Here is a 20386-nt window from a genome sequence, read left to right as displayed (position 1 = left end):
GTGATCATTGTAAAAGACTAGTGCTTAAAATAAATATGTCCCACAGCCGAAAAAAGAAAAAATTTGCATATAATCAAATAATTATTTTAATTAATAGCTACATTTGAAATTTACTAAAAAATAAATATTGATTCTATTAAACAGCAATACAAAATATTTTATATCAATCGTGGTCAGTATATTTAGGGATTACATGCCAAAGAATGTTTTGATCGCGTATGGTAGTCGTTATGGTTGCACTGAAGAAGTAGCTATAGAAATAGGTAAGACCTTAGAGACAGCAGGAATAACTACAAAGATTATTAATTTAGGTGGCCTGAAGGAAAGTGAAATCCCCTCTATCGAAAATTTTGACGGGGTTATAGTTGGTTCAGGTATAAAAGTCGGGAAATGGACAAATGAGGCCGATCTCTTTATAGATATAAATAAAGATAGATTTAAAGATACGATCTTTGGAATGTTCGCCTGTGCTGGATTTGTAGCAAATGACCCTGAAAAGTCAAAAGAGATGTATGTAGAAGAAAAAATTCAAAAACTTGGACTAACCCCTGATTTTTATGATGTCTTTGGCGGAGTCTTTGATCTTTCAAGAAAATCCAAAGCAGGCTTTATGGATAGGAAAATCATGTCCATAGCGGCAAAGGGTTTGGAGAAAGAGAAGGGGATAAAAATAGAAAAGAAAGGAAAGAACGACTTCAGGGATTGGAATCAGATAAAATTATTTGCACTGAAGTTTGCAGAATCCGTCAAATCAAAATGAATAGCTATTGATAATTTTTAAACAAATACAGAGATACAATCAGAAAATATTTTATATATAAAGGTGCAATACATTTCTGATTAGATGACAAAATGTGTTTTAATCGCATATGGTAGTAGGTATGGTTGCACAGAGGAAGTATCACAAGAAATCGGAAAGGCCTTAGAAAAAGAAGGATTAAGTGTAAGTTTAGTGAATCTTGAATTATCCAAGAATGTTCCAGATATAAAAAATTTTGATGGCGTCCTAGTCGGCTCTGGAATAAAGATTGGCAAATGGACAAAAGAAACTGATAATTTTCTCAAGAAAAATAAAATGCAATTTAATAATAAAATTATGGGCCTTTATGCCTGTTGTGGATTGGCTATGGAAGACGCTGAGAAAGCAAAGAAGATGTATGTTGAAGACAAAATGGAAAAACTAGGAATTGAAGCAGAATTATTTGATGCATTTCCGGGAAAGTCTATCCTGTCTGATTTTGATCTATCCAATCCAAAAATCGGTTTTATAGAAAGAAAGATTATAGAACAGGCAGCTAAGGCTCAAGCGAAAGATAATAAGCCAATAAAAATTGATGAGAAGTGGAAAGATGATCCAAAAGGCTTGAATCAGATTAGATCTTTTGCCTCAAAATTTGCAGAGCTTGTTGAATCCAAATAATCTAGTTAGAAGATTAGCAAAAGGTGCTTTTCAAACATTCATCTTATTTTGATCTTTCTCTTACTTCTAGAAAGATACATACATTCGAAAGAGAGCATATATCTACTATTTTACCAAATAATGGCGAGATTATGATAAATAGGGCTCTTAAAATTTTCATTAACAAAAATTAGCAATGTTTATAAAAAGATTATCATCAAAAAGGTTAACAAATTGTTGATTATCTAGAAATTATTAAAGGCGAAATAAATGAAATCAAATTTTATCAAAGGCTTTTCATCCACCGTACCTGTTGCAATATCTGTGGCTGCCTATGGGCTAGTTCTTGGAGTTCTTGCTTATTCGAAAGGAGTTACATTTTTTGAGCTATTACTTATGGATATTGTAACATTTGCAGGCTCCGCTCAATTTCTTATGGTAGAGCTTTGGAAAACTCCACTTCCTGTAACGGAGATGCTTTTTGCAGTTTTTGCCATCAATTTGAGATATCTCCTTATTGGGGCTTCCCTTACCCCGCTTTTCAAAGGAAGTTCTCTGTTTGAAAAGGCTGCCTTGATGCACCTTGTGGCAGATGAAAACTGGGCAGTTACACTTTCGAGATTAAAAAAAGAAAAGATAAGCCCTTACTTTCTTTTTGGGGGAGGGATATGCCTAGTTATCTTCTGGGTAATCAGCACTTTGGCAGGCCACACATTCGGCTTTATGATATCAGACCCTTATTCAGTTGCACTTGATTTTGTGATTATAATAATATTTACCGCTTTGGTGGCAAGTTTCTATGATGGAAAAGATAGCTTGCTTCCGTGGATAGTTGCAGCGATATTTGCATACCTCTCCTTTTTATTCATACCTGGAAAGTGGTATATCGTCATAGGAGGGTTGACGGGCGCTTTAGCATATTCGATTGAAAAACATCTCAGAGGAGATAAGCATGAATGATTTTGACATGCTAGCCATAATTGTAATAATTCTCGCTGGTATTATCACCTACTCTTTGAGATTCGGTGGACTATTGATAGGAAATGTGCTCTCTAAGCACAAATTTGTTGAAAATTTGATAAAGGCTTTGCCTGGGACACTTCTTCTTTCTTTTATTGTCCCAAGTATTATCTCTGAAGGAATCCCAGGCGCTATAAGTGCTCTTATAACAGGTATTGTTGCAAAGAAGACGAATAATGTCTTAATAGCATTGATAATAGGCATGGCCATCATAATTATGTTCAGAAATATATTATAAGAAAAGGATTATTTCTAATTTTTTCCACGGCCAATCATGTTCATTAGAGCATCGAATGGCGATTCTTTCGGGAAGATTCTAACAGTCTCCATACTTCCACAATTTTGGAATACTACAGTTCCAGAACTTTTTGCTTGATATATGCAATATTTGCAGTTGACTGCAACTAACTCAACGCTACCCGTAGAAAGATTTTGATTAATTGTTGCAGTTAAAGGATAAACAAAAAAACTATCTCCGACTTTTAAAGTGTCCTTTTCAAGTATTATAGAAACACAGTCGTCACTTAGAACTGACGTCGTTCCTAAAAATGACAATATTACTAATAAGCAGACACTTATTGGAATTATTTTCGCCATAATCCACGCCTTTCGGTATATTAAGGATATATATCCCTAATATAAATCTTTCTGATGTGGGCTAAAAGCACCTAATCTTTATATCAATTGATTATTAGCGCCTTTAGACTAAAATAGAAAAAGTAAAATAGTTGAATCTATATTTAGTATAAGAGGGATATGTCACGTAAAGAAAAAATAAAAAGCCTGGTAAAACAAGGCAAAGAAATATTAGGGATAAAAGAAGGAGAATATGTAAATAGGGGCGCCTTTGCTGCATGGAAATCCAATGTCTATAATTTTCTAAATGATGAATTCTCTATAGAAGAAGCGCTTGCATTTACCAATATTTGTGAAAACAATCACATTAAAAGTGTAGAAAATGGGATTTATTTCCTAGAGAATCTAGATTCTGATTAAAAATCTTAAATCAATAATTATCAAGATTTAATTCTATTTCTGGGTCAATTGGATCAGTAAATCCAAATCTCTGATACATTTGGATTCCATCTTTTGTTGCATGGAGATTCAAGATGTCTATGTCTAATATTTTTGCTTCCTCAATGATTTTTTTTATTAATTCGGTACTGATCCCATTTCTTCTAGCTTTTGGCACTGTATACATATTGCAGATATACCCATATCTTCCGTGAAGACAATCATATCTTGGAGGAACTCTCCAAAGTATTAAACCGCTTGTTGCAATAATCTCTCCCTCGTATTCAACAAGCCATGAAATAAAATCATCTGAGCCAATATATTCTGTAAAGAATTTTTTTAATTCTAGTTTTAGTTTTTCTAGATTACTCTTATCGTCTTCATTAAGTTCATCTAAAAGTAATATTTTAAATTTTATAAGTTCAGAGATATCCCCTAGGGTTGCCCTTCGAAAAACTAGATTATCTTTATTTATTATCATTATACTATTATTACTACTTAATTATTTATGAGTTTCTATGAATAAGATTAGCAAAACATTGGAACTAAGAATAGAGTAAGATAGCTCTAATCAAAAAGCGAAAAGCGCCGAGGGGGAGATTTGAACTCCCGCTTCCCTAGGGGAAACCGGATCTCAAGTCCGGCGCACTAATCCTAGCTATGCGACCTCGGCTTAAATTTAAATCATGTTAGTTAGTTTATAAAATTTGTGGGCCGTCAAATTTCAATCTGGTAGATAATTTCATATTCATTCTTACCGGTCAAAGTGTCGTGATATTTTACTTCGCCAATTTTTGTAAAATTATAGGAATGCTCTTTTGTATATTTAAGAAAAGTATTGTAACTTGATTCGTTCTCAGGCGAAATTGAGACTTGGATTCTATTACAATCTAAAAAAATAGCGCCTTTAATTAAATGGTCAATCAATCGAGAAGCATATTTTTTGCCACGGTATTCTTTTGACACACCAATCTGCCATAGATACACAGCATCTTTGTCTAAAGAGCTTCTGATCCCAGAGATAAATCCAATTAATTTTTCATCTTCTATCATTAAAAAACATAGATTAGAAAAATAATTGAATATTGCCCAGTATGTAAAGGATGTATGCAACTCCAAAGGTTTGCATGCATCAACAAATCTTCTGACTCTGTCAACATCTTCTACCGTACAGTTTCTTATTATCATCTAATCCCTATAAAAAATAAATAAATTAAAAAATGCCTAGATTTGAGAGACCAATCCCCAATAATGCTAACAAAACCACTGAAAGCACTATGAAAGCTACGAATGCCAAGATTAGTGCTAAAAATGCCTTGCCCCAAGAAGTCCCATATAGTGACTTCACTGCCCATAATGTCACTATGAAACTTAAGATTATTCCAAGAATTCCGAGTGGACCAAGAAGTGACCCCAAGATGGCACTTAGTACTATCATGATAAATACGCCTATTATTGCCTTACCGAATGAGGCTTTATCAATACCTGCAAACTTAGTTCCCAACCACAAGAATATTGCATCTAGAAATACCAGTGCAACAAAACCTATTATTCCTATAAGTCCTAATGCAGCTATAGCTATTAAGTCAATCATTTTTATCACCCATAGATAGAAAAATGATATTCAATATTTAAATTTTATGATATAAAATTTTGATTATATTCAAAATATCGTATAACCTTATATATTCTTAATACAAATTATATGTGCATATAGGTGATACTATGAAAAATAAATATGTAATTTTAGTGCTTTCGATGTTGGTTTTTTCTCTGCCTATGGCAACCCTTGCTTACAGCTTAATGTGGGAAAAGAGCTACGATGGGGGAAAAAATGATTTTGCAAACAGCGTAGTCTGTGATTTTCAGGACAATATTATTGTTACTGGATCTACTTACGTTAAGAGCTGGGACTATGTTACTATCAAATACGATAGAAACGGAAACGTGCTCTGGCAAAACGTCGAGCAGGAAGATGGGACACAACAGGCAAATGATGTCACAGTTGACAGGCAAAACAACGTTATTGTTACTGGGATATCAAGTGGTAGATACTACACGGTAAAATATAACTCTGAAGGAAAAAAACTCTGGGCTGAAAAGTTCAATATGGGAGGTAACGATAGTGGCGAAGGCGTTGCTACAGATTCCAAAGGCAACGTAATAGTTACTGGACACTCCTTTATTACTAATCAGTACGACATATATACAGTTAAATATGATAAGAATGGCAGGATGCTTTGGAAAGTCTTATTTGAAGATGCTCACGATGACTATGCTTATGATGTTGCCATCGATTCCTTGGATAATATTATAATTGGGGGAATGACAATGGGCAGAAGCAGGGCAGATACTACAAATTCATTCTTGCTCTTAAAATATGACAAGGACGGTAGCCCTCTCTGGAGAGTACAATTTGACGATAGCCAGGCGCATGGAATGGGAATTGCTACTGATTTTGAAAATAACATAATTATCTCAGGCTATTTCCACAATGGAAACGATTTTGATTTCAAGACATTGAAATACAACAAAGATGGAAAATTATTATGGCGCAGAACTTACAATGCTGGAAAAGATGATAAAGCATTTGCAGTTGCAATTGACAAAAAAGATAATATTGCGGTTACAGGGACATCCTATAAAGGAAACGCCCTTTACTTTGATTATCTTACTATAGTATACGACAAAAACGGGAAACAGCTCTGGGAACAGAGACAAGCAATTGGAGAAGACGATATGGCAAATGGCATTGCGTTTGACTCAAAAGGCAATATAGTTGTAACAGGAAGCACAAGATTAAAATCTTGGGAATTCTGCACAGTAAAGTATAGGAATTAATTTTATATTTTATTTTTTATACAAATTCTATCAAAGAAGAGATATTGTATTTTTTAAATACAATAATAGATTAGGACAATAATTCAATTTCTATGTTAACTCTTTCAGGAACTTTGACTCTCATTATCTGTCTCATGGTCCTTTCATCAGCGTCGATTTCGATGAGTCTTTTGTGTATCCTCATTTCCCATCGTTCCCATGTAGCCTTACCGTCACCAGAAGTGGATTTTCTTACTGGTACTTTTAATTTCTTTGTTGGTAATGGTATTGGCCCGGCTATGTCTACACCTGTACGCTCCGCTATCTTCTTAACCTGCGAACAAACTTCGTCAAGTTTTCCTGTTTCCATTGCAGTCAATCTTATTCTAGCTTTTTGCACCTATATCGCCTCATTCAAATAAAAATAAAATAAATTAAAATTTTATGCCTTAGTTATAGACTGGACCATTCCAGCGGCAACTGTTGCTCCCATATCCCTTACGGCAAACCTACCCAACTGAGGTATTACTTTTATTTCCTCAATAACCATGGGTTTTGTTGGCTTTATCTGGACAATGGCAGCGCTACCGCTCTTTAGGAAGTCAGGATTTTCAGTCTTTACGTTACCGGTCTTTGGATCAAGCTCTGCAAGTAGTTTCTCAAATGTGCATGCTACCTGTGCTGTGTGGCAGTGGAATACTGGTGTGTATCCAGCGGTTATGGCTGTTGGGTGTCTTAGAACTACTATCTGTGCTTTGAAAGAGTCGTTCAATGTTACTACTCTTGGTGGGTTGTTTGGATGTCCTAGAACATCTCCCCTCTTAATATCGTTCTTTCCAACACCTCTAACGTTGAATCCAACGTTGTCTCCTGGTAGTGCCTGATCTAGTGTTTCGTGGTGCATTTCGATTGTCTTTACTTCACCAGAAATTGGCTTTCCAAATACTGTTGTAGCTGGCTCGAATAATACTGTATCTCCCTTCTTCATTATTCCAGTTTCTACTCTTCCAACAGGTACTGTTCCTACACCAGTGATTGTGTAAACATCCTGAATTGGAAGTCTAAGTGGCTTGTCTGTTGGTTTATCTGGTTCTTTGAAAGAGTCTACGGCTTCTAATAATGACGGTCCTGTGTACCATGGTGTCTTGTCAGATTTACCTGCTATGTTGTCTCCGTTAAATGCTGAACCAGGGATAAACTTTGTTTCTTCAACTTTGAATCCAACTGTCTTAATTAACTTCTCTACTTCTGCCTTAATGGCGTTAAACTTCTCCTGCGAGTAGTTTACTGTGTCCATCTTGTTTACCAATACAGCTATTTGTTGGATACCAAGTGTTCTAGACAAGAAAACGTGCTCCTGTGTCTGTGGCATGATACCATCATTTACTGCAACTACTAGAACTGCGGCATCTGCTTGTGAAGCTCCAGTAATCATGTTTTTAACGAAATCTCTGTGACCTGGACAGTCCACGATTGTAATGTATTTTGAATCAGTTTCAAACTTTTTGTGAGAAAGATCTATTGTAACTCCTCTTTCTCTCTCTTCCTTTAGATTATCCATTACCCAAGCAAACTTAAACGTCTTACCTTTTTCTCCCATTTCCTCGAACTTTTTAATGAGATCTGCTCTGATATCACCGTGCATAACTAGTAATTGACCTACGGACGTAGATTTTCCGTGATCGACATGGCCGATAAAGGCTACATTTAAATGTGGTTTTTGAGTTGCCATAATTATTTCCTCCTTTTTTTACTATATTTTTATTATATCTGGTATAATCCTCTAAATTAAATCCATTTTTAAGCTTTTTCCATTTTACATGTTTAGGTAATCTTCAGGTTTTGGAGGCTGTGGTTTAAGTCCTTTCCTCTTTCTGATTGCCTCAACGGTCTGCATCTGAAGTTCTGTTGGAAGCTTCTGGTAACCTGCATATTCAGTTGACCATAGTGCCCTACCTTCAGTTGCGCCTCTTATGTCACCAGCAAATCCGAACATTTCAGAAACTGGTGTGATAGAGACAACTGTTGTCATATCTCCTTCCTGAGAAATATCCAATATCTGCCCTCTTCTAGACTGCACTTCTCTTGTTACAGCTCCCATGTAGTCTTGAGGTGACGTAATAGTAACTTTCTGGATAGGCTCGTATATCACAGGTCTTGCATATAGCATTGCTGCAAATAGTCCTTCCCTTACAGCAGGTATAACTTGCGCTGGACCTCTGTGAATGGAATCCTCGTGAAGCTTACAATCTACAAGCTTTATCTTGAGTTTCATTACGGGCTCTCTTGAATATGGGCCTCCGTCAATAGCTTCATGAATTGATTGTATGACAAGTTCTATTACTTCGTTAATGTACACTATTCCTTTTGTCATGTTGAAGAATACGTTCCCGTTGTAAACATCTGCAATACCTTTTACTTCGTCACTATCCATTCCAAGTTCTCTTAGTTGTGGACCTAGATCTTTGCCTTTAATTCTGCCTTCGGGTATTATTCCCTCTTTTACTGCATTGTAAACATTATCCTCTAAAGGCTCTACCTGCATATAGAATCTGTTATGTTTGTTTGGAGATTTACCTTCTACAGCTTCAGATTTACCATCAATTGATTCTCTGTAGATAACAATTGGTTGGGATAATTTTATATCAATCCCTCTGTCATGAGTAATTCTGTAACCGACTACCTCTAAGTGAAGTTCTCCCATACCAGATAATAAATATTCTCCGCTATCTTCATTGATTTTGGCTACTAGTGTTGGGTCTTCCTTTGAAACTTGTCTCAAAACTTCAACTAGTTTTGCTAAATCTTTGGTATTTTTTGGCTCTACTGCAACTGTGACTACAGGTTCTGAGTAGTGCTTTATCGCCTCAAAGGGTGTGATTGGTTCATCACCAGTACAAATTGTTTCACCGGCTATTGCTTCTTTTAGGCCTGTAACTGCAACTATGTTACCGCATGGAACTACCTCTAAGTTCTCCCTGTCTGCCCCCATGAAAATTCCGACTTGCTGAACTCTCCTCTTGTTTTTTGTTGCTACTATCCATACCTCTTGACCAGTTTTTAAGGTTCCTGAAAATAATCTACCTACACTGATTTCCCCAGCATGCGGATCTTGCACAATCTTTGTAACAACCATTCCAAGATGTCCGTTTGGATTGCACTCCAACATATCCTTACCCACAGCACTTTCAAGGTCTCCCTTCCAGATCTGAGGGATCCTATACTTCTGTGCAACTAAGGGATTTGGAAGATGTGTAACCATCATATCAAGAAGGATTTCATGTAAAGGAGATTTTTTAGAAAGTTCCTTTTGAGTATCGTTCATACAGTGTTCAATAATATCCTTAAAAGATATTCCAGTCTTTTTCATGTAAGGGACGTTTATAGCCCAGTTATAGTAAGCTGAACCAAATGCTACGCTGCCTTCAGTAACGCTAACCTGCCAGCTATCCTTAAATTCTGGAGGGGCTGCATTTTTAATTAATTTGTTTACCTCATTGATAATTTTAACGAACCTGTTCTGTAACTCTTCAGGTGAAAGCTGAAGTTCCCTTATCAATCTGTCAACTTTATTAATGAAAAGTGTTGGTTTTACCCTTTCCTTTAGGGCTTGCCTTACCACAGTTTCAGTCTGAGGCATCTTACCTTCTACAGCACAGACAACTATAATACATCCATCTATTGCCCTCATTGCCCTGGTAACGTCTCCTCCAAAGTCAACGTGTCCAGGTGTATCAATCAAATTAACTAAGTAATCTTGACCTTTGTTTCTGTGTACCATTGATATGTTAGATGCGTTAATTGTAATTCCCCTTGCCTGCTCCTGTTCATCAAAATCCAAGACAAGCTGTTTTCCTGCGAGATCCTCTGACATAAGGCCTGCGCCAGATAGAAGGTTATCACTCAATGTAGTTTTACCGTGATCAATGTGTGCGGCTATCCCAGTATTCCTTATGTACTTTGGATCTTTCATTAATTCTTTAACTCTCTTCGCCATCTCTTCTTTTCTGCCCATAATGAATCACCACAATCGAATTATCTGGCCGATTTTGCTATCCTCTCTATTTCTTCCTTCTTGTTAACAGAAAAGCTTGCCATTTCTCCTTTTGAAGCAAGAATAATCTCTTCAGCCAATGTTTCATGGAACTTTTTCTTTGTTTTAAAAGTTTTAAGGCTTGCACCGAGTGCAATATTCTTAAGTGCCATATCAAGTCTTCTTTGAGACCCTGTATCTACTGAAAGGTGGTACTTAATTCCTCCGTAGGAAAGTGTTGTTACTTCCTCTCTTGGCCCCGCATATTCCAATGCTTTAACTAGTACTTCCAAAGGATTCTGTTTTGTTTTTTTATTAATATCTTCAAAAGCAAGTTTTAATGTTTTATAAGTGGCCTGTTTCTTACCTGTGTAGCCACCATGTCTTCTCAAGAATCTTCCACCCGTCTTTTTCCCAGCAGACCCTGATCTCATCATTTTGTTTGAGAGTCTTTCGATAATATTCATTTTATTTTTCCAGAATCTTCTCTTTTGGTGCCTTCCTGCGGTATGAAGAACTACAGTGGGGGTAAGATTAACATAACTCTTTATTCCCAAATCTTCAACGGCGATATCTGTATCCCATTTGCCAAAGACTTTGAGGTTATCGGGAATGTAAAATCTATCTTTAATATCCATAATATCTACCTTACCGGTTTCTCTTTCCTTCCTTTAACCATCTCATTTAATGAAACTCTGTTTACTTTAATTACTTTAAATCTGACTCCAGGGATATCTCCCATTGATCCGCCCTGCCTGCCGCCAATTCCTTCAATTACGACCTCATCGTGTTCGTCAATGAAGTTTATAGCGCCGTCTCCCGGGCAAAATGCAGTTATCTGCCTACCGTTTTTAATAAGCTGAACTCTAATGCATTTTCTAAGAGCAGAGTTGGGCTGTTTTGCCTCAATAGGTACTTTCTCAAGTACAATCCCTCTAGCCTGAGGACTACCCTCTAAAGGATCTGATTTAACTTTAAGGTCTAGCGCTTGAACCTTGTAACCTTTATCTTTCCATCTAAATCTTTTTCTTATTCCCTCGATTTTTCTCGCAGCGTTTCTGCCATGTGGTTTACTCATATTTACAACCTCTACATGATCATTATATCGTCAAGATTATGATGTCTCTTTAATAGGTTTTTGATTCGATCTATATTTTTTCCTTCTTTTCCTATTACAAGACCTTTATCTTTCTTATTAATATCAAGAACAGCTATCTTCTTGCCATCTTTTCTCTCGGAAACATGAATATTTTTAACTTTAACAGGCCAGATAATATTCTTAATAAACTTAACAGGATCATCTGAATATTCAATTATATCTATTGGCTTATTCAGAGTTTCTTTTACTCTCTGCGCATTCGCACCATTTTTTCCAATGGCAAGGCCCATATCGCCTTCTTTAACAACATAAACAATCTTATTTTTATTGTCCTCAAAAATACAATCCTTAACAGTTGCACCGGTCATACTTTCAAAAAGCCCAATATACTTTATCTCATCAGTTGAAATTTTAATTCCCATAAACCTTCCCTCCAGAAAGTATATTGGACTCTCCTGGAGACATGACTGCTATTACTGAAACTAAAAATGGTTTACCACAAACGGTACCAAGCTCCAGCGATGTACCACCAAATTCTAAGATTGGTATGCTTGATATCTTTGAGTAATATAAAATATCCTCTTTTATACTTTTAGGACAGTTTTGAGTATAGATAATCATCTTAGCATTACCCGTCTTAAGAGAATTAATGGATTTGTTGGTTCCAAGTATTACCTTTCCGGTATCTACTGTTCTCTTTATTTCTCTATTTACGTCCATTGAATAACCTCCTACTTTTTCATTATAAGTTTAACATTTCCCGTTCCCATGGGTATCGGTTGCCCTATAATAACGTTCTCCGTTACTCCTGATAAGGTGTCAATCTCGCCGAACTTTGCAGCTTTCATAAGATGGTTGGTTGTAACTTCAAAAGAGGCCCTAGCAAGTATACTGGCCTTTTCTCCACTAATCCCATGCCTTCCTATCTGCTTTATCTCCCCCTCCATGGTCATTAAATCAGAAAGTAACATTATATGCCTTATATCTACTTCAAGACCCTGCTCTTCTAAGGTCTTTCTAATTTCATCTACAATTGCCCTTCTAGCAGCTTCAATTCCAAGTACCCTTTGTATCTCGTTTATATCGTTTGATATTGATCTTGATAGATCAACTCCAGGGATTTTAAAAGCTTCTCCGAGATTTGATCCCTCTGTATATATTACATATTCTTCTGCTTCTTTTTTGATTAGGGCCCTTTTAACATTTTTAATTCCTTTAAGCTGGTGGGCTTTCACTCTGTTAAAAAATTTTCTAAGTTCCATAAGAGAAACGTCACCAGCCTTTAAAGTTAAAAAGTTATCTTCGTCTTCGATGCTCTCGACTTTTTTCAATTTATAAAGTTTTTCTTTTATATCTTCGAGTGTAAGTCCTTGTTTTTCCATCTTGTAAGTATCAAGTTCAACTACAATTGACATGTTGATAACATCAATTTTCATACTTTTAGAAATACTTTCAATCGTTGTACCTTCAATTTCCTTAACTATGTCTTCAGCTTTTTCTCTGCTTTCTCTAATTTCCTCATCGAGATAAATCCTCATAACTGGTGTATTTGGATCTTTTCTTGCATCGACGATTTCAATGATTCTAGGAAGACCTAGTGTAACGTTAATATCGGCTACTCCAGCATAGTGGAAGGTGTTTAGTGTCATCTGTGTTCCTGGTTCTCCTAAACTCTGCGCCGCTATAGTTCCAACTGCTTCGCCTGGATCAACAAGAGACCTTTCATATGTTTTAATTGATTCTTCGATTATAGAAGTTATCTCATTTTCTGACAAGTTATATTTATCATTGGCCATGTAAAGTTTTTCTTTAAGCTGGCCAGAAATATATTTAGTCAGTTTGTCATTATATTCTTCAAGTTGATTATCGATATATGATAAATCTGCCATTACCCCACCTTCACTCCTTCCTCGAAGTAATTGTCTTATGTACTATCCAATCAATATCAACGGCTTCACCATATGAACTTCTGGAGGGATCAACTCCGTCCTCTCCGTATTCGAATTGGATGATGTTATTACTGTTATCTCTAACGCTTCTGTCTTTTTCAACTTTTAAGTCTTGCAAAGCATTAATCAATCGTCTCTGCATATAACCTGACTGAGCTGTTCTAACTGCTGTATCTACAAGCCCTTCTCTTCCACCCATTGAATGGAAGAAAAACTCTGTTGGTGAAAGTCCTTTTCTGTAACTTGAACTGACAAAACCTCTTGCCTTGGCTGAACGATCTCCACGTTTAAAGTGCGGTAAACTTCTTTCCTGATACCCTCTGTGGAGCCTCTTCCCTCTTACAGTCATCTGCCCCAAGCATGCAGCCATCTGAGTTAAGTCGAGCATATTTCCTTTTGCGCCTGTCTTGGCCATTATTACAGCATGTCTTTTCATTCCAAGATACTGTTCTGCTGCTGCTCCTGCATTGTCTCTTGCCTTTGCAAGTTCGGCCATAATCCTGTTTTCTAGTGTGTCTTCAATTGTCTGACCTGGCTGCTTTTCAAGCTCTCCCCTTTGATAAGCATCAATATTGTCCATGACTTTACTGTGGGCGTTTTCTAATATTTCATCAATTCTATCAAGACCTTCTTCTGGTATGTCGACATCATCAATACCTGTTGTAAGACCTACTTTCATTATAACTGAAATGATAAGTTTTGTGACAGAATCCAAGAACTCTCTTCCTTCGTCAGACCCATAATCCTTTACAATCTTATCCAGTAGTTTACAACTTGACCTGGCCTTAAATGCTGCTCCATCTATGACACCTTTTAGAAGTTTTCCTTCTTTTATAATAACATAATTATCAAATTTGCAGTTAGCAAATTCACATTTTTCACATTTTCTGCATGTTTTTGATCTGAACTCAACACTCAAATCCTTTGGGAGCAATACTTCAAAAAGCTCTTTACCAGTCCAAGGTGTTAGTCTTTCGTTGAATGCTTCGACATCTACTTTATTGTTTAGTATGCCTGATTCGTAAAAGTACTGTTCTACGTCTTCAGTAGAAAACTCTGAACCATCTTTAGTCATAAGATATGCACCAGAAATATAATCTTGCATTCCTCCAATAACAGGCTCTCCAAACCTTGGTGAGATGATGTTCTCCTGGACCTTCATAATTATTCCAGCTTCACTTCTTGCCTCTTCTGTCTGGGGAAGATGTAAATTCATTTCATCTCCATCAAAGTCAGCGTTATAAGGTGGACATACACAGAGATTAAGTCTAAAAGTTTTGAATGGCATGACCCTTACTTCGTGGGCCATTATTGACAGTCTGTGAAGTGATGGTTGTCTATTGAATAACACAATATCCCCATCTCTCAACTGCCTCTCAACTGTAAATCCAACATCAAGCTCTTCAGCAACATCGTCTTTTGTGGTATCGGTAATTTTCTTTCTTCTTCCATCATTTCTTATTACGTAGTTTGCACCTGGATGTGTATTTGGTCCATTTCTGACAATTGTCTTCATTTCTTCCAAGTTGTGCGCAGTTACCTTTTCAGGAACTGTTAATTCAGATGCTACAAAGTCAGGCACCCCGACTTCGTTTATACTGATGTATGGATCGGGGGAAACTACTGTTCTTGCAGAAAAGTCAACCCTCTTTCCAGAAAGATTTGATCTAAATCTGCCTTCCTTCCCCGAGAGTCTCTGTGAAATAGTTTTTAGAATTCTGCCTGATCTATGTCTTGCAGGAGGAACTCCTGAAGTACTATTATTAAAGTAAGTTGTTACGTGATACTGCAAAAGTTCCCATAAATCCTCAACTATCAGCTGTGGAGCTCCTGCGTCTATATTTTCTCTCAATCTCTGATTTATTCTTATGATATCTACCAATTTGTGAGTTAAATCGTCTTCGCTTCTGACACTTGACTCAAGAGTTATAGAAGGTCTTACTGTAACTGGTGGAACTGGTAATACTGTCAATACCATCCATTCCGGTTTTGAAACGTCTTTATTCACACCGATTAATTCATAATCTTCGAGCGGTATTTTTTCTAAACGCTCTCTTACATCTATTGGGGTTAGTTTGTTTCTTTCCTCGCCCCACTCTTCATAAAAAGTATATGGTTTCTCAAACTTTATAGTTCTCTTGTCACTACCGCACCATGGGCATACACTTTTTGCAGCTTTGTCCATTGCCTCTTTTACAATTATTTCCTTATTTTTCAACCTGTCGCTTGCTTTCAAGAGTTGTTCATGGAAGTGCTGTCTTTGTGATTCATCAAGTTTTAGCTTCCCACAGTCTCTGCACACTGACTTCAGAATTTTGTGTACATCTTTAGCATGACCTACATGGATTACAGGCCTTGCAAGTTCTATGTGCCCAAAGTGTCCAGGGCAGTCCCCAAACTTTTGACCGCATGTCTTACATTTTAAACCTGGATCGATTACACCAAGCCTCTGATCCATTAGACCTTTTTCTATAGGGTATCCATCATCATCATAAGTATCGGCTGTAATTACTCTTAATACTGACATTTTTCTTACATCTTCGGGGGACAATATTCCAAATTGAATTGTGTCTATTACTTTTGGTACTTTAAACATGATGATCACGCCCTATCCCTAAGTTTTAATTTGGGATCTAAACACATTGATTTTAACTCCTCTAGCAAAAGTTTGAAAGCATAAGACATTTCAACGGGATAAATATCTGTTTCTTCTTCGCAGATTGGGCAATACTCTCTGTTTCTGAGTTTATCATAGACGGCAAGCGAACCACATTTTCCACATACAAGTATATCAGCTTTGTCTGAAGCGTCAAGTAATCTTTCTTTTAATAGTAAGCTTGTTCCGTGCCCAACTAAACAATCCCTCTCCATCTCACCAAACCTAAGACCCCCTTCTCTGGCCTTACCTTCAGTTGGCTGTCTTGTGAGCATCTGCCTTGGACCACGGGATCTTGCATGAATCTTATCGGCCACCATGTGATGCAGTTTCTGATAATAACAAACTCCAACAAATATGTCTGCTTCGATTACCTCTCCAGTAATTCCATTGTATAGCCTCTCTCTACCAGTATTCTTGAATCCAAAACTCTGGAGAGTTTGTCTTATATCTGATTCTTTTTCTCCAGCAAAAAGTGTAGCGTCTACTGTTTTTGCTTTTAGTGAGCCTGCTTTGCCCCCAATCATTTCCAGTATTTGCCCTACTGTTTTTCTGGAAGGTATGGCATGCGGATTAATTATAAGATCGGGTGTTATTCCGTGTTCTGTAAACGGCATATCTTTTTGTGGGCATAGGAATCCCAAAACTCCCTTCTGACCGTGTCTTGATGCAAATTTGTCTCCAAGCTCAGGTATTCTTTCGTCTCTGGCTTTTATCTTAACAAGTTTGTTTCCATCTTCAGTTTCACTTAATAGCACTAAATCTATGATTCCTTTTTCTGAAGGTCTAACTCCAATTGAAGTTTCTCTTCTACCTTCAATGGCTGTCCCAAACTCATCAAGTTCTTCTAAGAATCTTGGAGGGCTTGTTCTTCCAATCAAAACGTCTCCGCCCTTTACACTAGACTCAGGTCTTATAAACCCATCAATATCAAGATTCTCATAGGCATCAGGCCCTCTGTATCCACTTACGGATTCATCTGGCATCTCAAACTTATCCTGCTGACCACCAGGATATCTTCTCTCATCTGAGTCATATGTTCTAAAGAAAGTAGTTCTTCCAAGACCCCTGTCTACTGAACTCTTGTTAATAATAAGTGCATCTTCTATATTGTACCCTAAATAAGAAAGTACCGCAACTACAAAGTTTTGGCCTGCAGGTCTGTTGTTAAATCCTACTGCATCCATAACTTTTGTTTTAACTATGGGCATCTGAGGATAGTACATCAAATGACCCCTTGTTTCAACTTTAAGTTTGAAATTAGATTGTGAAAATCCAAGACTCTGTTTTCCCATCCCTGCTCCGTAAGAGTTTCTTGGTGCAGCGTTGTGTTCTGCAAATGGAACTATTGAAGCACATACTCCAAGAATCGATGGAGAATATATTTCAAGGTGAGTGTATTCGGGGGTCAAATCGTCTTCGGTAAGTGCAATAAGGGTGTTTTCTTCCTCTTCAGCATCTAGATACTCAATAATTCCTTCAGCTATGAGATCTGACCAGCTTTTTGATCTTCTTTCGATTGCTTTTACATGTTCTTCGGTCAAGAGAGGTTTGCCATTTTCTACAATTATAAGTGGCCTTCTGACTCTTCCAGGGTCACAGTTAATATGAATCTCATTTGTCATTTGGTAGTAAACAATGTTAGCTTCATTGTCTATCTTTCCTTTTCTCCTGTCATTTCTTACAGTTTCAGTAAACGTTTTTCCGTCTTTTACAAATCCAATTAGATTACCGTTTAAATAAATGTAAGTCATTACTTTAAGACCGGCCACATCTGTAATCTGCTCCAAGCCCAAAGAAAACAGGTAATTCTGGATATCGAGTTCATTTGACCCAATGGATATGTAAGACATCAAAGCCATGTTTTTTACAAGACCGCAGTTTGGCCCTTCAGGTGTTTCGCTTGGGCATATTCTCCCCCAGTGAGTTGGATGGAGATCCCTAGCTTCAAAGTGAGGCTGTGTTCTTGAAAGTGGAGAAAGAACTCTTCTAAGATGCGAGAATCTTGACATGAAGTTAGTATCGTCCATAAGCTGACTGATACCCATTCTGCCACCAGGCCAGGTTCCAGTTGCCATTGCATATCTGATTCTTTCTGTCAAAACATCTGCCCTAACTGACTTCTTTACAAAGTCGCCTTCGTTTCCTTCTTCAAATCTTCCCCTTGCATATGTTCTTTCAAGTTGGTATTTTATATCTCTTGTAAGTTGGACGAATGATAATCTAAATAAATTTTCTAAAAGATCTCCTGCTAATTTTAATCTCTTGTTAGCATAATGGTCCTTGTCATCTGACTCTCTCTTACCAAGTGAAAGTTCAATGACTCTATTTGCCATTATACCAAGGTAATAGGCTTTTCTTAATCTGTCTGCCTCTTCTGTACCAATATGTGGTAAAAGATACTTATCAAGAGCCATCTCCGCCCGTTTTAATCTGTATTCTTTTTGCTGACCCATGGCCAATCTCTTACCAAGGTAATCCAATGCAAGTTCCTTGTCTGTTATGTCCATTGATTCTTCAAGGTTGTCCAAAAGTTCCTTCTGGATATCCTTTTCAGAAGATACAGAATTTACTATATCAATATCCTTCTCAAGGCCTAATGATTTCATCAAAGTTACAAATGGCATCTTTCCAGGCAGCGAGGGGAATGAAACTCTAAGAAGTCCATCTTTTTTTCTCTCTACTGTGACTAATGCCCTAAATCCGCTTCTAGTTGAAAATACTTTTGCGATAGCAACTGACAATCTTTCATCAATTTCAACTAATATCCTGTTTGGTGCCAAATCTTCAATAGCAACTACAACTCTTTCTGCACCATTAATTATGAAGTATCCACCTGGATCTCTAGCGTCTTCTCCTTTCAAAATCAGGTCGTCTCTTCCTAATCCATTGAGACTGCAAGCTTGTGACTTTAACATTATAGGAAGTTTACCAATCTCTACCTCTACAGGCTCTCTTTCCTTTTCATCTATAACAGGTATAAACTCTAGATAAAGAGGAACAACATAGGAAAGACTCCTGAGCCTTGCTTCTTGTGGGAAAAAATCTCTCTTTGAACCATCTGCTTCCTTGTATACTGGCTCTCCCGCCCTTATCTTACCAAATTTAACATGAAAACCTTCAATATCAGTATCAATCTTAGCTTGTTCATTAATAACTTCCTGAAGTCTTCTTCCAACGAAATCGTTAAAAGAATCAAGATGCTGCCTTACGAAACCTTTTTCATTAAAAAATGATTCAATAACTATCCATCTATCCAACTAATATCACCTCTATTCCTCCCCGGGTTCTTCTTCGATTATTTCATCAACTAAATCTTCTTCTAGTCCTTGCTTTATATCTTCGCCAATGACATATCTGTAGAAAACGCTCTTTCCTGCAGGAGAATCGGCTCTCACAATTTTTATTACATCTCCAGATTTAGCCCCAATAATCTTCACAACAGGATCAGTATCTAAGATTAGGGGAAGTTTGTCATGTGTTACATTAAATCTCTGCAGAACCTCGTTGGATTCTTCTTCTGTAAGAATAGTATGTTCAGGAACAAATTCATTATCCAATATATTAATCTTTTTTTTCGTCATTATTACCTCTCCTTGGATGTGACGGGCTCGAGGGGATTTGAACCCCCGACTCCCGGCTTAAAAGGCCGGTGCTCTAGCCAGACTGAGCTACGAGCCCGTATAAAAGGAGTTTTTTTTACAAAAAGCCTCTTCAGGGTGCAGATTTCAGTTTTTGGAATTGAAAATGGAGTGCTATTTAAGCTTTTCGGTGACTTCCTGAAGACGCTTACAAGAATTTTATCACCTTATTTTCATATTAATGGCTAATGTGCCTTTATCCTATAATTATGATCATTATGGCGCCCGAGTCGGGATTTGAACCCGAGTCACAAGAGTGACAGTCTTGGATGATGGGCCGGGCTACACCACTCGGGCATAATAATGCAAATCCATCAATATGAAATGCATATTTAAGCCTTTCCATATTCTTTCACAGAAACTCTTTTAAGATATTTCTAGTTAAATTTGTAAAGGTGATTTTGTGAATCCAAAGGTAATGACTCATAGTAAGAATATTACAAAAGAAAAAAACAGCAGAGGGTTCTCGTTGGGAGAATTAAGGGAAGCCAATATTAATGTTAATCGTGCAAATTCCCTTGGCATAATTTTAGATTTTAGAAGAGGTACTGTCCGTGAAAATAATGTAGCCCTTCTAAAAGATTTACTCAATAAGAATATTGAAGCTAAAAAACAGAGGAAAGCAGATACAAAAAAACAGACTGGCGAAGTTAAAGAAAAAGTAAAGCCTGAAAAAGTAAAAAAGAAAGTAGCTCCAAAAAAAGTTGCGCCTAAGAAAGAAGAAGCTATTAAAGAAATTAAGCAAGAAGCTAAAG

At 37.0% G+C, this 20386-nt stretch carries 22 protein-coding genes and 3 tRNA genes; 7 read left to right on the top strand and 18 right to left on the bottom strand.

The window, feature by feature from the left end; all coding sequences use genetic code 11:
- Positions 1 to 193: 193 nt before the first annotated feature.
- The 4 genes from PLI06_02530 (at position 194) to PLI06_02515 (ending at position 2657) form a co-directional block, all read left to right on the top strand.
- The gene (locus PLI06_02530) at positions 194 to 760 is read left to right on the top strand and encodes a flavodoxin domain-containing protein (protein HOI76471.1); all 567 of its coding nucleotides are present in this window, start codon (positions 194 to 196) and stop codon (positions 758 to 760) included.
- Between the two features lie 84 nt (positions 761 to 844).
- Complete coding sequence (locus PLI06_02525) at positions 845 to 1420, top strand: flavodoxin domain-containing protein (GenBank protein ID HOI76470.1); 576 nt, start codon at positions 845 to 847, stop codon at positions 1418 to 1420.
- Between the two features lie 249 nt (positions 1421 to 1669).
- Positions 1670 to 2359 carry an AzlC family ABC transporter permease gene (locus tag PLI06_02520; GenBank protein HOI76469.1) on the top strand — a complete coding sequence of 230 codons (690 nt, stop codon included), beginning with the start codon at positions 1670 to 1672 and terminating at the stop codon, positions 2357 to 2359.
- On the top strand, positions 2352 to 2657 hold the full coding sequence (locus PLI06_02515; protein HOI76468.1) for an AzlD domain-containing protein: 306 nt from the start codon (positions 2352 to 2354) through the stop codon (positions 2655 to 2657). The genes PLI06_02520 and PLI06_02515 overlap by 8 nt, the downstream gene beginning before the upstream one ends.
- Before the next feature lie 14 nt (positions 2658 to 2671).
- On the opposite strand, the gene PLI06_02510 is transcribed toward PLI06_02515, so the two are convergent.
- Positions 2672 to 3016 carry a hypothetical protein gene (locus PLI06_02510; GenBank protein ID HOI76467.1) on the bottom strand — a complete coding sequence of 115 codons (345 nt, stop codon included), beginning with the start codon at positions 3014 to 3016 and terminating at the stop codon, positions 2672 to 2674.
- A gap of 159 nt (positions 3017 to 3175) precedes the next feature.
- On the opposite strand from PLI06_02510, the gene PLI06_02505 reads away from it, so the two are divergent.
- Complete coding sequence (locus PLI06_02505) at positions 3176 to 3415, top strand: hypothetical protein (GenBank protein HOI76466.1); 240 nt, start codon at positions 3176 to 3178, stop codon at positions 3413 to 3415.
- Positions 3416 to 3425: 10 nt separating this feature from the next.
- On the opposite strand, the gene PLI06_02500 is transcribed toward PLI06_02505, so the two are convergent.
- From PLI06_02500 to PLI06_02485, 4 genes are all read right to left on the bottom strand, one after another.
- Complete coding sequence (locus PLI06_02500; protein ID HOI76465.1) at positions 3426 to 3914, bottom strand: GNAT family N-acetyltransferase; 489 nt, start codon at positions 3912 to 3914, stop codon at positions 3426 to 3428.
- Between the two features lie 105 nt (positions 3915 to 4019).
- Positions 4020 to 4106: transfer RNA gene (locus tag PLI06_02495), tRNA-Ser, on the bottom strand.
- Between the two features lie 44 nt (positions 4107 to 4150).
- Positions 4151 to 4621, bottom strand: a complete 471-nt coding sequence (locus PLI06_02490; protein ID HOI76464.1) for a GNAT family N-acetyltransferase — start codon at positions 4619 to 4621, stop codon at positions 4151 to 4153.
- Between the two features lie 25 nt (positions 4622 to 4646).
- Positions 4647 to 5027 carry a hypothetical protein gene (locus PLI06_02485; GenBank protein ID HOI76463.1) on the bottom strand — a complete coding sequence of 127 codons (381 nt, stop codon included), beginning with the start codon at positions 5025 to 5027 and terminating at the stop codon, positions 4647 to 4649.
- Between the two features lie 131 nt (positions 5028 to 5158).
- On the opposite strand from PLI06_02485, the gene PLI06_02480 reads away from it, so the two are divergent.
- Complete coding sequence (locus tag PLI06_02480) at positions 5159 to 6274, top strand: hypothetical protein (protein HOI76462.1); 1116 nt, start codon at positions 5159 to 5161, stop codon at positions 6272 to 6274.
- A gap of 70 nt (positions 6275 to 6344) precedes the next feature.
- Here PLI06_02480 and rpsJ read toward each other — a convergent pair whose 3' ends face one another.
- The 13 genes from rpsJ to PLI06_02415 form a co-directional block, all read right to left on the bottom strand.
- Positions 6345 to 6653 carry a 30S ribosomal protein S10 gene (gene rpsJ, locus PLI06_02475; protein HOI76461.1) on the bottom strand — a complete coding sequence of 103 codons (309 nt, stop codon included), beginning with the start codon at positions 6651 to 6653 and terminating at the stop codon, positions 6345 to 6347.
- A gap of 42 nt (positions 6654 to 6695) precedes the next feature.
- Positions 6696 to 7985: a translation elongation factor EF-1 subunit alpha gene (gene tuf, locus PLI06_02470; GenBank protein HOI76460.1), complete on the bottom strand. Its 1290-nt coding sequence runs from the start codon at positions 7983 to 7985 to the stop codon at positions 6696 to 6698.
- 84 nt (positions 7986 to 8069) lie between these two features.
- Positions 8070 to 10268, bottom strand: a complete 2199-nt coding sequence (locus PLI06_02465) for an elongation factor EF-2 (protein HOI76459.1) — start codon at positions 10266 to 10268, stop codon at positions 8070 to 8072.
- Between the two features lie 20 nt (positions 10269 to 10288).
- On the bottom strand, positions 10289 to 10924 hold the full coding sequence (locus PLI06_02460; GenBank protein HOI76458.1) for a 30S ribosomal protein S7: 636 nt from the start codon (positions 10922 to 10924) through the stop codon (positions 10289 to 10291).
- Between the two features lie 5 nt (positions 10925 to 10929).
- Positions 10930 to 11364 carry a 30S ribosomal protein S12 gene (locus PLI06_02455; protein HOI76457.1) on the bottom strand — a complete coding sequence of 145 codons (435 nt, stop codon included), beginning with the start codon at positions 11362 to 11364 and terminating at the stop codon, positions 10930 to 10932.
- Between the two features lie 11 nt (positions 11365 to 11375).
- The gene (locus PLI06_02450; protein HOI76456.1) at positions 11376 to 11807 is read right to left on the bottom strand and encodes a NusA-like transcription termination signal-binding factor; all 432 of its coding nucleotides are present in this window, start codon (positions 11805 to 11807) and stop codon (positions 11376 to 11378) included.
- Positions 11797 to 12105, bottom strand: coding sequence for a 50S ribosomal protein L30e (locus PLI06_02445; protein ID HOI76455.1), 309 nt, complete (start codon positions 12103 to 12105; stop codon positions 11797 to 11799). Before PLI06_02445 ends, PLI06_02450 begins: the two co-directional genes overlap by 11 nt.
- Before the next feature lie 11 nt (positions 12106 to 12116).
- Complete coding sequence (gene rpoA2, locus PLI06_02440; GenBank protein HOI76454.1) at positions 12117 to 13274, bottom strand: DNA-directed RNA polymerase subunit A''; 1158 nt, start codon at positions 13272 to 13274, stop codon at positions 12117 to 12119.
- Positions 13275 to 13284: 10 nt separating this feature from the next.
- Positions 13285 to 15930, bottom strand: coding sequence for a DNA-directed RNA polymerase subunit A' (locus PLI06_02435; GenBank protein HOI76453.1), 2646 nt, complete (start codon positions 15928 to 15930; stop codon positions 13285 to 13287).
- 5 nt (positions 15931 to 15935) lie between these two features.
- Complete coding sequence (locus PLI06_02430) at positions 15936 to 19250, bottom strand: DNA-directed RNA polymerase subunit B (protein ID HOI76452.1); 3315 nt, start codon at positions 19248 to 19250, stop codon at positions 15936 to 15938.
- Between the two features lie 12 nt (positions 19251 to 19262).
- Positions 19263 to 19574 (bottom strand): DNA-directed RNA polymerase subunit H, encoded by a 312-nt coding sequence (locus PLI06_02425; protein ID HOI76451.1) that lies wholly within the window; start codon positions 19572 to 19574, stop codon positions 19263 to 19265.
- Between the two features lie 22 nt (positions 19575 to 19596).
- Positions 19597 to 19671 (bottom strand) — tRNA-Lys (locus tag PLI06_02420).
- Between the two features lie 179 nt (positions 19672 to 19850).
- Positions 19851 to 19928, bottom strand: a tRNA-Asp gene (locus tag PLI06_02415).
- Between the two features lie 106 nt (positions 19929 to 20034).
- Between PLI06_02415 and PLI06_02410 the strand changes: the two genes are divergently transcribed.
- Positions 20035 to 20386 (top strand): ribosomal protein L13e (locus tag PLI06_02410; protein ID HOI76450.1); only part of this gene is annotated, 352 nt, incomplete at its 3' end.

The organism is Methanofastidiosum sp., from assembly GCA_035362715.1.
GTDB lineage: Archaea > Methanobacteriota_B > Thermococci > Methanofastidiosales > Methanofastidiosaceae > Methanofastidiosum.
Note: the sequence above shows the minus strand (reverse complement) of the source record. Positions and strands in the feature narration are given on the sequence as shown.